This is a genomic window from Sediminicola arcticus (genome assembly GCF_040566695.1).
GTDB lineage: Bacteria > Bacteroidota > Bacteroidia > Flavobacteriales > Flavobacteriaceae > Sediminicola > Sediminicola arcticus.
Genome location: NZ_JBEXAE010000006.1, coordinates 125,742 through 138,480, shown reverse-complemented (window position 1 = coordinate 138,480; position 12,739 = coordinate 125,742). Strand labels below are relative to the sequence as shown.

The following is a 12,739-nucleotide window of genomic DNA, read 5'->3' as shown; positions in this document are numbered from 1 at the left end:
CTTTAAATGACAATTAGAAAAGCTACCACTAATGATGTAGATTCCATTGCTCCTATTTTATTGCTGGTTTTGGAAAAAATAGTCTATACATTCATAGGTGAAAATGACTACACCAAAGCAAAAGAATTTTTAATATACTTCCTAAACAGAGGGAATAATCAGTACTCCTACCAGAACTGTTATGTTGCAGAACGTGATGATGAAATTATTGGGGTGGCAAACCTTTATAATGGCTCGGACTTAGAACAATTAAGACAACCCGTTTTGGAATATATTGATCAACATTACGCTACTGACCTGCATATTGAAGATGAAACACAAAAAGGGGAATATTATATTGATACCATTGCAGTTAAAAGCAACGAACAAGGAAATGGAGTTGGTTCCCAAATGTTACAACATTTGATAAATGAATACATGGCCAATAAGAAACAGACCTTAGGATTACTTGTCAATGAAAATAACCCCAACGCAAAAAAACTATACCTAAAAATGGGATTTGCTAGCGTAGGCAAAAAGAAGTTGCTTGGTCATCAATTGGATCATCTACAGATTAAAGGGGAGCATCTTATCATAAATCAATAGAAGTTTCAATCAGCTATTTCAGGATCTTAAGATATAGTGATTATGATTTTTGATAGATTTTGGTTTAAAAAAAATATGCGGTCTAAGAAATTCTACATACAGTTCCTAAATTCATCCTTTGGGGTGGTGCCAGTTCTACCCTCCTTTGCACACAGTGAAGATCATTCACCCTACTTGGGATGTTGGTTTTATATTAAAAATGGCCAGAATCGGTATATCTTATAAGCTTCGGTCATTTAGAATTGTTTCTTTACCTCTTCCTGGCAAACAATAGTATAATCTTAGGTATTGAAAAAATCAAGGCTTTATGAAATTTTGGGTCACTATACCAAAGAATTAAGCAAGCATAGACCCTAGTAAGATTTATTAATCTGAAATTGTTTATCCCTTCTTTAGTGTTCAATTTTATTGATTTTATTATCTTCAACACCTAGAACTTTTGAAGTCCACCACCAAACTAAAACATCACGTATGAAGCCGTTTTACCAAGCCGCAGTTTTGACCCTTTTCTTATTTTCTATTTTTTCTACCTCTGCCCAGCGTAAAGTTAAAAGCACGGCTGAAGCAGACACATCCATACCGAAGGATTTTTATGAACAATTAGAATGGCGCAATATTGGCCCCTATCGTGGTGGCCGATCTTTGGGTGCAGCAGGAAGTCCTGGAAGGCCCAATGAATATTATTTTGGAGCTACCGGAGGTGGACTTTGGAAAACTGTGGACGGAGGCACCGAATGGTTCCCGGTAACAGACGGACAGGTGACTAGCTCTTCTGTTGGGGCTGTAGCAGTAGCAGAAACCAACCCTGATATCGTTTACATCGGTATGGGAGAAGTACAGTTAAGAGGCAGCATAACGCAGGGCGATGGGGTTTATAAAACCACCGATGGAGGAAAAACATGGCGACATATGGGATTGAAAGATACGCAGGCCGTTGCCCGTATCCGCATACACCCTACCGATCCTAATATTGTATATGTGGCGGCATTGGGACACCCATACGGAGATAATGAAGAACGCGGTGTTTTCAAAAGTATCGATGGAGGAATTACTTGGAAAAAAGTATTGTATGTAGGACCAAAGGCGGGAGCTGTAGACCTCATCTTAGATAGGAACAACCCTAAAATTATCTACGCCAGCACTTGGGAGGTACAACGTAAAGCTTGGAAAATGTGGGGTGGTGGTCCCGATTGTAAACTGTGGAAGTCAGTAGACGGTGGTGACACATGGACCGATCTATCAAAAAACCCTGGAATGCCCGAAGGACCTTTGGGCAAAATTGGTGTAACCGTCTCCCCTGCCGATTCCAATAGGGTTTGGGCCATTGTAGAGGCCAATGAAGGTGGTGTTTTTCGCTCCGATGATGCAGGAAAGACTTGGGAACGCACTAATGATGAACGAAAATTACGCCAACGAGCATTTTATTATTCTAGAATTTATGCCGATCCGTGGGACAAAGAAACAGTCTATGGATTGAACACCGGTCTTTATAAGTCGACCGACGGCGGAAAAACATTTGATAAAACCATAGACGTTCCCCATGGGGATAACCACGACCTATGGATAGACCCAAACAACCCAGATCGTATGATCAATGCTAATGATGGCGGTGGAAACGTTACGATCAATGGCGGAAAAACATGGACAGAACAGGATTATATTACCACACAATTGTACCATGTAATGACCACAAGCGATGTGCCTTACCATGTGGCCGGGGCACAACAGGACAATAGCACCATTGCTGTACCAAGCGACGGATGGGAACATATGATGGGCAGAGGACCCAACCACGGTTGGTATTATGCTGTTGGTGGTGGCGAAAGTGGATGGATCACCCAACACCCAAGCAAACCGAACATTTTTTATGCAGGGAGCCAGGGCGCATTACTAACCAGATATGATCGCAGCAATGGACAATCTAGGGACATACAGGTATACCCAAGGTTCTTTTCAGGAGAACCTGCCAGTGCCCTTCCGGAAAGATGGCAATGGACCTTCCCTATTATGTTTGCCCCACAAGATGATACGGTGATGTACACGTGTTCCCAATATGTTTGGAAAACGACTAATGATGGTCAGACCTGGGAAAAGATAAGTCCAGATCTCACCTATGCAGATCCTTCAACCCTTGGAAAGACAGGAGGAGTAATCACCATGGATATGAACGGACCCGAAATATACGCTACGGTCTTTGCCCTAGCACCTTCTAACCATGATATAAATACTATTTGGGCTGGTTCCGATGATGGAAAAATTCATATTACCAGAGACGGCGGTAAAAACTGGGCAGATATCACCCCAAAGGACCTTCCTAAATTCTCTAGAGTAAGTATTATTGAGGAATCTGTTCATCGTCCTGGAACACTATTTGTTGCTGCAAACCGATATCAAGTAGATGATAGACAACCATACGTATTCAAGACCCATGACTACGGAAAAACATGGACTAAAATCACCAACGGTATCCCTGATGGGCATTTTGCCCGCGCCGTGAGGGAAGATCCGAAAAGGCAAGGGCTATTGTTTTTAGGCACAGAACACGGGGTGTATTTCTCCATGAACGATGGTGCCAAATGGCAAAACCTTCAATTGAAGTTACCAGACACTCCCATCCGCGACTTGGTTATAAAAGACAATGATGTGGTCCTAGGATCTCATGGCCGTGGATTTTGGATTTTGGACAATATTCAGCCCTTTCGACAGTACAAAGACAACATGAAGACCCAAACTGCGGTTCTTTTTCAGCCCGCGGATGCCATAAGAGGCATCTATGATGCACAAATTCAGTACTATCTTAAATCGGAATTAGACACCATTACCATTGACATATTAGATGCCAAGGATCAACTTATTTCGTCCTTTTCAGGGAATAAGCCAAAATATAAAGTAGACCCAAATATCTCTTGGTGGGAACGAGGAGGCTCCTCTAAACCCACTACGGCTAAGGGCATCAATACTTTTACTTGGGATTTACGGTATCCAGGTGCAACCACTTTTGATGGTATGATCATATGGAGTGCAAGCCCACAACGCGGGCCAAAGGCACCATTGGGAAATTATAAGGTGCGGATGAACGTGGGAGATGTAGAACAGATTTATGATTTCGCCATTAAAATGGACCCCAATCTTAAAGGCATTACTGCTGAAGACCTTCAGGAGCAATTTGAGTTGTCCACAAAAATCAAGGACAACACCAGTAGAGCAAATGAAGCCGTCATTCACATACGCAAAATAAAAAAACAGCTCAAAACCTATACTGATGAATTGAGCTCCACAGAATTTAAAAGCACCATAGATCCTTTAGTATCTAAAATATCAGAAATAGAAGAGGAACTCTATCAGGTAAAAAACCAATCTGGTCAAGATCCGCTAAATTTCCCTATCAAACTAAATAATAGATTGGCTTCTTTACGAAGAAGTTTGGAAGATGGGGATGCCAAACCAACAGATGGTGCATATCTCGTTTACAAAGAATTATCTGCGGAATTAGATGGCTTATTGAATGATCTTGAACAGACCTTACAACTTCACCTACCAAAAGTAAATAGTACTTTAAAAAGTGAAGGGAAAGCTGAGATCGAATAAGGGTAGGGAATTTTAAAAAAGGATTAGACAATATGTATTAATGACACAAAAAATATATCAAGTAGATGCCTTCACGGACCAAGTATTTGCTGGTAATCCAGCCGCGGTTTGTCCTTTGGATCATTGGTTAGAAGACGAATTGTTACATAAAATTGCCAAGGAAAACAACCTTGCAGAAACAGCATTTTATGTCAAAAAACAAGATCAATATGAACTTAGGTGGTTTACGCCTAAGGTAGAAGTAGACCTTTGTGGACATGCTACCTTGGCCACAGCCTTTGTTTTATTTAACTATGAAGGGCATAAGGGTTCTGAAATTCAATTTCATTCACCAAGAAGTGGGAGATTAACCGTGGTAAAGCATTCTCAATTATTGACTTTAAATTTTCCTACGGATGCAATCCAAGAAATAGAACGTACCAAAGCCATTACCAACTGCTTTAATTATCCGCCTACGGCAACATTTAAAGGCAAAACAGATTATCTATTGGTCTATAATTTGGAAAGTGACATTCGTTCTTTGAAACCAAATTTAGAGGAAATAGCAAAACTACCCGTTCGAGGAGTAATTGTAACAGCCAAGGGAGAACATGTAGATTTTGTGTCCCGATTTTTTGCCCCTCAATCCGGCATAGACGAGGATCCGGTTACAGGTTCTGCACATACCACCCTAACGCCCTATTGGTCCAAAGTATTGGACAAGAAAGATATGACTGCAATTCAACTTTCCGATCGCAAAGGATATTTAAAATGTACCTACCTAAAAGACAGGGTGGAGATCAGCGGTCAGTGTGCCCTATATCTCACTGGAAGTATTAATTTGAACTAGTAGTAAGTTTTAGGTCTTTTAAATTAAATATTTACAATGTTAAAAAGAATTCATTTAAAAATGACAATCTCTTCTGTACTTAATTAGAAAGTAACTATCTTAGATTATATATATATATATATATATATATATTTAATTCATCAGAATATGGCAAAATCACAAGACTCAAAGAAAAATGTCAAAAAAGCGCCTGCTAAAACTGTCAAGGAAAAAAAAGAAGAAAAGCGACTGAAAAAGTCCAAATAAAGACATCTTAATTTCATTACTTTAGGCGGTTCATTGAATTTTAATTCTTGACCCGCCTTTTTATTATTCCCTACTTCTCCCTCAAGTAATCCTACCTATAAAAGCAGTCGATACCTCCAATATTTCCTTTACTTTTGCACGGAGGATATAAAGACTATCCGTAGTCCTCCTTTACAAAAATCAGAATTATTTGAAAGAACTGCTTCTCATTACGCCTCCTTTTACCCAGCTGAATACGCCCTATCCGGCAACGGCCTATTTAAAAGGATTTCTAAACACTAAAAACATCGGTGCCTTTCAGGTGGACTTAGGGATAGAGGTAATATTAAAATTGTTTTCCAAAAAAGGGCTTCAGGATATCTTTGAAATTGCATCTGCGAATAAAACAATAAATAGTCCCAACAGTCAACGGATCTATGCCTTAAAAGAAGAGTACCTCCAAACCATAGAACCCATCGTTTTGTTCTTACAGGGACACAATGCCACTTTTGGCAGACAGATTTGTACTCCTTATTTTTTACCCCAAGCATCCAGATTTGAGCAGTTAGATGACATGGACTGGGCTTTTGGCTCTATGGGTGTTCAAGACAAAGCCAAGCATTTAGCCACCTTATACCTAGAAGATCTTTCTGATTTTATTGTTGAATGTTTGGATGAAAATTTCGGGTTTAGCAGATATGCAGAACGCTTGGGAAGAAGCGCCAACTCCTTTGATGAATTATATGGCCACCTACAGAAAGAGCCAACCCATATAGATAAAATCACTTTAACTATTTTAGAAGAACGCCTTGAAACAGTAAAACCAAAACTAGTTTGTTTTTCGGTTCCGTTTCCTGGAAATTTATACAGTGCCTTTAGATGTGCACAGTTCATCAAACAAAAATACCCAAAAACTAAAATAGCTATGGGTGGTGGTTTTCCCAACACGGAACTCCGATCTGTTTCCGATACACGGGTGTTTGATTTCTTTGATTTTATAACCCTTGATGATGGGGAACTACCCATTGAACTTTTGGTTTCACATTTTGTGGATACAGAATCCAATGATGGTACCACCATATTAAAGAGGACCTTTTTAAAAAAGGATGATGTGGTATTTTACAACAACCTATCACCAAAAGCTGATTACAAGCAAAGTGACGTAGGGACTCCAGATTATTCAGACCTACCTCTCGACAAATATATCTCCGTCATAGAAATTGCCAATCCCATGCACAGTCTATGGAGTGATGGCCGATGGAACAAGCTGACCATGGCACACGGCTGCTATTGGGGCAAATGTACTTTTTGTGACATCTCCCTGGATTATATAAAAATATACGAGCCCATTGCCGCGAAACTTTTGGTGGACCGCATGGAACAACTTATTGAACAAACAGGGGAAACGGGGTTCCATTTTGTGGATGAAGCTGCTCCTCCTGCCCTAATGCGTGCCTTGGCCCTGGAAATCATCAAACGAAAGCTAATCGTAACCTGGTGGACCAACATTAGGTTTGAGAAAAATTTTGGCAAAGATCTCTGTATTCTTCTTAAGGCTTCTGGCTGTATTGCCGTTTCTGGTGGATTGGAAGTGGCCTCGGACCGATTGTTGAAATTGATCCAAAAAGGGGTCACCGTGGAACAGGTGGCACAGGTAACCCGGAATTTCACTGAATCGGGAATCATGGTCCATTGCTATTTAATGTACGGCTACCCCACCCAAACCGTTCAGGAAACCGTGGACAGCCTTGAAATGGTAAGGCAGATGTTTGAAGTGGGAATTCTTCAATCTGGTTTTTGGCATCAATTTGCCTTAACGGCCCATAGTCCTGTAGGTCTAAACCCGCAGGATTACCACATTATCCCCGATTATCAGCCCATCACTTTTGCCAATAACGACATACAGTTTACAGATACAACGGGGATAGACCATGACCAGTTTAGCTACGGCCTCAAAAAATCTCTTTTTAATTTTATGCACGGGATTGGGTTTGACTTCGCACTGCAGCAGTGGTTCGATTTTAAGATCCCCAAAACCACCATCGAAAAGAATTATATCTCCCATGCACTGGAATCACAACCGCAATTTTCGGTACGACCAAATGCAAAAATCATATGGTTAGGCGGGAGACCTATGGCCACGGTAAGCAGCAAATCCAAAAAGGGACAGACCTGGGAATTGCTAAAACTCTCCTTCCATGGGAAAATGGAGAGCAAAGAAATCACCGTTCCTAAAGAAGAAGGGGAATGGTTTTTGGATGCTTTAGAGAAAATTTCTGTGCATACTGGAAACACTGCTACTTTTGGTCAGATAAAAGCCGATTTTGAAACCCATTTTGAGGATTTTGAATTATTTTGGTTTTCCAAGCCAGTGCAATCTTTAAGAGAGTCCGGTTTGCTAACGGTCTAAATCCGATGGCCTTTTTCCGAAATTTATTAGTTCCACTCTTATGACTAAAAAAATGGGCGCAGCGTATTTTAGTTTTGAACAATTTGATGTTCTTTATGAAATGTAAGGCCTTACTTGGTATTTCAGTTCGGAATGTCCTTTTTAACCTACCTTTGTCTTATTATTTAAGACCATTATCCTTTATCCTATGTCATTTAAAGACCTTAAACTGAACAGACCTATTCTACGGGCCATTGCTGAAATGAATTATGATGAACCAACTCCCGTACAGGAGATGACCATCCCTTTGGTTTTGGAAAAAAAGGATATTATTGTCTCAGCACAAACGGGAACGGGAAAAACCGCTGCTTTTGCCCTTCCTATTTTACAGCAATTATATGACAGACAAGATGCCACTAATCAAGCCAAGACGGCAAAAGCATTGATCATAAGCCCAACAAGGGAATTGGCTATTCAGATTGCCGATAACTTCAAAGCGTATGCGCAATATACTAACCTTACCACGGCCCTTGTTTTCGGTGGCACCTCTGTAGAACCTCAGATTGAAAGTCTTAAAAAAGGTGTTGATATCCTAGTAGCAACTCCTGGACGCCTATTGGACCTTCATAAACAAGATGTAGTCAATTTGGACTATGTAGAGACTTTGGTCTTGGATGAGGCCGACTTAATGTTGGATATGGGCTTTATTGATGATGTGAAGAAAATAGAACGCCTTTGCCCTAAGAATAAACAAGTAATGCTCTTTTCGGCAACTATGCCGTATAAGGTAACCCAATTGGCAAGCGCTATTTTAAAGGATCCAGAAACGGTTAAAGCAGCTCCTATTTCCTCAGCAGCCGAAAACGTACAACAACTGTTGTACTATGTGCCAAAACCAAAGAAAATTGAATTGTGCTTGCACCTTTTAAGAGATACCATAAAAGGAAATATCATTATTTTTAGGCGAACTAAATTTGGAGTCGATAAACTTGAGCAGACCCTTATCAGAAATAACTATAAGGCAGAAAGTCTGCATGGAGACAAATCACAAAGTGAACGCCAACAAGCCTATAATAATTTTAAGAATAAGGAGGCAGCCATCTTAATTGCTACGGATGTTGCGGCCCGAGGCTTGGATATTGATCAATTAGACGCCGTCATCAATTTTGATCTGCCCAACGTTCCAGAAACATATGTACACCGAATTGGAAGGACAGGTAGAGCTGGACATTCTGGTAAATCATATTCTTTTTGTTCCGCGGATGAAAAACCTTACTTAGCCAGTATCCAAAAATTATTGTTCACCCAATTGGAAGTAGAAGACAACCATCCCTATCCTTTAGATCCCAAGGCAAAACCCGAAGTACATAAGAAACAGGGAAGCAAACATAAAAAGGGAAGAAAATCAGTAGCGTCCAAAAAGAACAAGAAACGTTGGTATAAGTAGATCTGAACCGATTTAGCAACATTAAACACCTACACATCTTTCTCAATCCATATCCGTTGTAGAATTTGGACTTTCTTAAGTACCATAACAATTCATTATCTTTGTGAAAACTTAGGTAGTTACTTCATATGGACAAAAAAATCATTGCCCCTTCCCTATTGGCAGCGGATTTCGCCAATTTACAAAGAGACATAGAAATGGTTAATAAGAGTGAGGCCGATTGGTTTCATATCGATATTATGGATGGCGTATTTGTCCCTAATATCTCTTTTGGGATGCCTGTTTTGAAAGCTATCACCAAATATGCCGACAAAACAATAGATGTACATTTAATGATTGTTGATCCAGATCGGTTTATTAAAGATTTCGCCGAGTTGGGTGCAAATAATCTAACAGTACATTATGAGGCTTGTACCCATTTGCATAGAACACTACAGGCCATAAAGGCAGAAGGAATGACCGCTGGGGTTGCCCTTAACCCTCATACAAACATCAATTTATTGGAAGATACCATTAATGATATTGATTTGGTATGTTTGATGAGTGTTAATCCAGGATTTGGCGGACAATCCTTTATTGAAAATACCTATGACAAGATCAAAGCCCTTAAGGAATTGATCCATAGAAAAAAGGCACATACCCTTATTGAAATAGATGGGGGCGTAAATGCCGATAATGCTAAAGATTTGATAGACGCCGGAGCCGATGTTTTGGTGGCTGGTAGTTTTGTGTTTAGTTCAAGTAACCCTACCCAAACCATAAAAGAGTTAAAAGAAATTGTAGGATAAGAATGAAGCAGATTGATGTTATAATTGTTGGAGGAGGCCCCATTGGCATAGCCTGCGGCCTGGAAGCGGAGAAAAAAGGGTTGGAGTATGTAATCATCGAGAAAGGATGCATCGTCAACTCTATATATAACTATCCCATGACCATGCAGTTCTTTTCTTCTTCTGAAAAATTGGAGATAGATGAGATCCCATTTATTAGCAAGGAAGCCAAACCCAAGAGGGATGAGGCTTTAGAGTATTACAGAAGAATCGTAACCACCAATAAGTTGAAGATCAATCTCTTTGAAAAAGTAAATCATATCTCTAGAGATCAGGATATATTTACAATAATCTCCAATAAGGCAACGTACAAAGCTGGTTCCGTAGTGATTGCTACAGGGTTCTACGATATTCCGAATTATATGAACGTTCCCGGTGAGAACTTGGATAAGGTATCCCATTACTATAAGGAACCCCATTTTTATGCCAATCAAAAGTTAGCGGTTATAGGCGCTAGTAACTCTGCCGTTGATGCTGCTTTGGAATGTTATAGAAAAGGTGCCGATGTAAGTTTAATCATACGAGGCGAAGAAGTGGGTCAGCGAGTAAAATACTGGGTTCGTCCCGATATCATCAATAGAATAGAAGAAGGAAGTATTAAAGCCTATTACAACGCCAATGTAAAGGAAATTAAGGAAGACAGTATTGTATTTGATACTCCTGAAGGCACCAAAAGCATAGAAAATGATTATATGTTGGCACTTACGGGATATAAGCCCAATTTCAGTTTTCTAGAAAAATTAGGCATCCACCTTTCCGATGACAAAAAGAAATTACCCAGTTATAATGAAGATACGATGGAGACCAATGTGAATGGTTTGTATTTAGCCGGAGTCATCTGTGGCGGTATGGAAACCCATAAGTGGTTTATAGAAAACTCCAGAGTCCATGCCAAAATGATCATCAATTCCATTCTTGGCAAGAAAGTAGCAGCGAATTAAGTATTATTAGTTATCCATAATCGTAAAATTGTTCATGTCCATTATGATCTTTGAAGTAGAGAAACTGAACGCTAAATAGGGTTTTTATTTTGGGATAATAGTACTACACCCTTTTTAGTCATTGAAGTTTAATTGGTTCACCTCTATATAATCCAATATATATATTTCGTTTTTTGATACCAAGGACAGTCTTTCAAAAGGAGCATTGGGAAAAAATATTTCTGTCATTACCATTTCACCATCATCATAAAACAATTCAATTGAAGTCTTATCCAACAGTATGGTTCCATTCAAAGAAGGATTGGAAGATATTCGAGTTGCCGTAGAAATTTTTGAAGCATATCTATTCTCAAAATTCACTTTCCCAGATTTTCTTCGGTCTACATAAAAATTATTATCCTTTGGGTCGAAACCAAATAACAGTTCATCACCCAAAGAATTGGACAATTTAAAAGAAAGAGATTTATCCTTTACTTCGGAAATATTGAATTTGATCTGTGCTTGTGTTAGATCCAACTGTTCAGAAGAAATAATTTCTAATTCCCCTGAAACTTCAATTTTCTCTTCTTTAAATTTCACTTCTTTATAAGCATTAAGCTCCTCTATTGGAGAAAAAGCTAATCGATAAGAATTGGCGCTTTTAATCAATTTGATCTCTCTTGATACGGTCATCGCACTTCTCCAAGTTTCTGTAGGCACTACATTAGCATATTGCCAGTTAGACATCCAACCCATTAGGAACTTACCTCCCTTGGCTGATGAAATGTTGGAGAAAGTGACCCCAGCATAATTATCTTTACCAAAGTCTATCCAAAAATTGTGGTTTTCCTTTAATTCCTTTTCAAAATCCTTATCCATCGTGAAGGTTTTTCCATCAAAATCTCCTATGAAATATTGGGTAGCACTACCTCCATTTGGGCCTCCAGGATTAATACTTACCAATTGCACCCATTTTACTTCGTCTGTCCCTTCTATTGGCAATGTAAAAAGGTCAGGGCATTCCCAAACCCCACCATGAGCACCAACAGCCTTATCAAGATTTCCTCCAAAATCAGATAGTTCTTCCCATTTTTTTAAATCCTTGGATCCATAAATCTTTGTCCTGTCTTGGGCTGCCAAAATCATGATCCATTTCTTATGCAAATTATCCCATAAAACTTTTGGATCCCTAAAATCCCTTATTCCAGGATTTTTTATCACTGGATTACCCTCATATTTTGTCCAAGTAATACCTTCATCCAAAGAATAAGCAATCGCCTGAGATTCCACATCTATGCCCTCTGCCTTTTCAATCTCCATGTTGTGATAGGTAAACATAGCTACGACAGGAACTTTTCCGTCCATACCAAAACCAGAGGTATTATCAATATCCACAACTGCACTTCCTGAAAAAATATAACCCATCTCATCCGGATATAAGGCTATGGGCTGTTCTTTCCAAGTGACCATATCTATACTTGTGGCATGTCCCCAATGCATGGGACCCCATTTATTACCATCAGGATAGTGTTGAAAATAAAGATGATAATTCCCATTATAGAAAAACATTCCATTAGGATCATTCATCCAACCCGTCATGGGGGTAAAATGAAAGTTTGGTCGATATAGAACCTCTTCGGAAAGCACCTCCAATTTCGTATTCATTGAATCATTTGATTTATCAGTTTTATTTTTACATGATAATAAGCTGATACTTACTATCATCAAAAAACATATCTTAAATACATGTTTATTCATGAACCTTATAATTTAGTAGCTACTTTTTATTCTTTAATTTATCATTACACAAACTTATGCCCTTACGTAAACTTAAATAAAAATGAAGATAAAATAATGTATTGAAATGGTATTAAAATACAAAAAATTCTTACTGTGCCCTTCCTGCAAAGCTCCGCTTTGAAAACCATA

Annotated in this window: 8 protein-coding genes; 7 read left to right on the top strand and 1 reads right to left on the bottom strand. The window is 39.1% G+C overall.

Features of this window, described 5'->3' with window-relative positions:
• Positions 1-6: 6 nt before the first annotated feature.
• From ABXZ36_RS13045 to ABXZ36_RS13015, 7 genes are all read left to right on the top strand, one after another.
• The gene (locus ABXZ36_RS13045; RefSeq protein ID WP_354616118.1) at positions 7-585 is read left to right on the top strand and encodes a GNAT family N-acetyltransferase; all 579 of its coding nucleotides are present in this window, start codon (positions 7-9) and stop codon (positions 583-585) included.
• Positions 586-1,056: 471 nt separating this feature from the next.
• Positions 1,057-4,173, top strand: coding sequence for a beta propeller repeat protein (locus ABXZ36_RS13040; protein WP_354616117.1), 3,117 nt, complete (start codon positions 1,057-1,059; stop codon positions 4,171-4,173).
• A gap of 40 nt (positions 4,174-4,213) precedes the next feature.
• Positions 4,214-5,002, top strand: a complete 789-nt coding sequence (locus tag ABXZ36_RS13035) for a PhzF family phenazine biosynthesis protein (protein WP_354616116.1) — start codon at positions 4,214-4,216, stop codon at positions 5,000-5,002.
• 436 nt (positions 5,003-5,438) lie between these two features.
• Positions 5,439-7,637: a B12-binding domain-containing radical SAM protein gene (locus tag ABXZ36_RS13030; RefSeq protein WP_354616115.1), complete on the top strand. Its 2,199-nt coding sequence runs from the start codon at positions 5,439-5,441 to the stop codon at positions 7,635-7,637.
• A gap of 187 nt (positions 7,638-7,824) precedes the next feature.
• Positions 7,825-9,063 carry a DEAD/DEAH box helicase gene (locus tag ABXZ36_RS13025; RefSeq protein ID WP_354616114.1) on the top strand — a complete coding sequence of 413 codons (1,239 nt, stop codon included), beginning with the start codon at positions 7,825-7,827 and terminating at the stop codon, positions 9,061-9,063.
• A gap of 128 nt (positions 9,064-9,191) precedes the next feature.
• Positions 9,192-9,851: a ribulose-phosphate 3-epimerase gene (rpe, locus tag ABXZ36_RS13020; protein WP_354616113.1), complete on the top strand. Its 660-nt coding sequence runs from the start codon at positions 9,192-9,194 to the stop codon at positions 9,849-9,851.
• A 2-nt stretch (positions 9,852-9,853) separates the two neighbouring features.
• A complete protein-coding gene (locus tag ABXZ36_RS13015) occupies positions 9,854-10,831 on the top strand; it encodes a YpdA family putative bacillithiol disulfide reductase (RefSeq protein ID WP_354616112.1) in 978 nt (325 codons plus the stop codon).
• A 114-nt stretch (positions 10,832-10,945) separates the two neighbouring features.
• On the opposite strand, the gene ABXZ36_RS13010 is transcribed toward ABXZ36_RS13015, so the two are convergent.
• Positions 10,946-12,475: a glycoside hydrolase family 32 protein gene (locus ABXZ36_RS13010; protein WP_354616111.1), complete on the bottom strand. Its 1,530-nt coding sequence runs from the start codon at positions 12,473-12,475 to the stop codon at positions 10,946-10,948.
• Positions 12,476-12,739 lie beyond the last annotated feature (264 nt).

Bases quoted from the DNA above. Each gene is read 5' to 3' on its own strand.
- ABXZ36_RS13015 (WP_354616112.1), top strand. From the start codon at position 9,854: ATGAAGCAGATTGATGTTATAATTGTTGGAGGAGGCCCCATTGGCATA.
- ABXZ36_RS13040 (WP_354616117.1), top strand. From the start codon at position 1,057: ATGAAGCCGTTTTACCAAGCCGCAGTTTTGACCCTTTTCTTATTTTCT.
- ABXZ36_RS13045 (WP_354616118.1), top strand. From the start codon at position 7: ATGACAATTAGAAAAGCTACCACTAATGATGTAGATTCCATTGCTCCT.
- ABXZ36_RS13035 (WP_354616116.1), top strand. From the start codon at position 4,214: ATGACACAAAAAATATATCAAGTAGATGCCTTCACGGACCAAGTATTT.
- ABXZ36_RS13025 (WP_354616114.1), top strand. From the start codon at position 7,825: ATGTCATTTAAAGACCTTAAACTGAACAGACCTATTCTACGGGCCATT.
- ABXZ36_RS13010 (WP_354616111.1), bottom strand. From the start codon at position 12,475: ATGAATACGAAATTGGAGGTGCTTTCCGAAGAGGTTCTATATCGACCA.
- rpe (WP_354616113.1), top strand. From the start codon at position 9,192: ATGGACAAAAAAATCATTGCCCCTTCCCTATTGGCAGCGGATTTCGCC.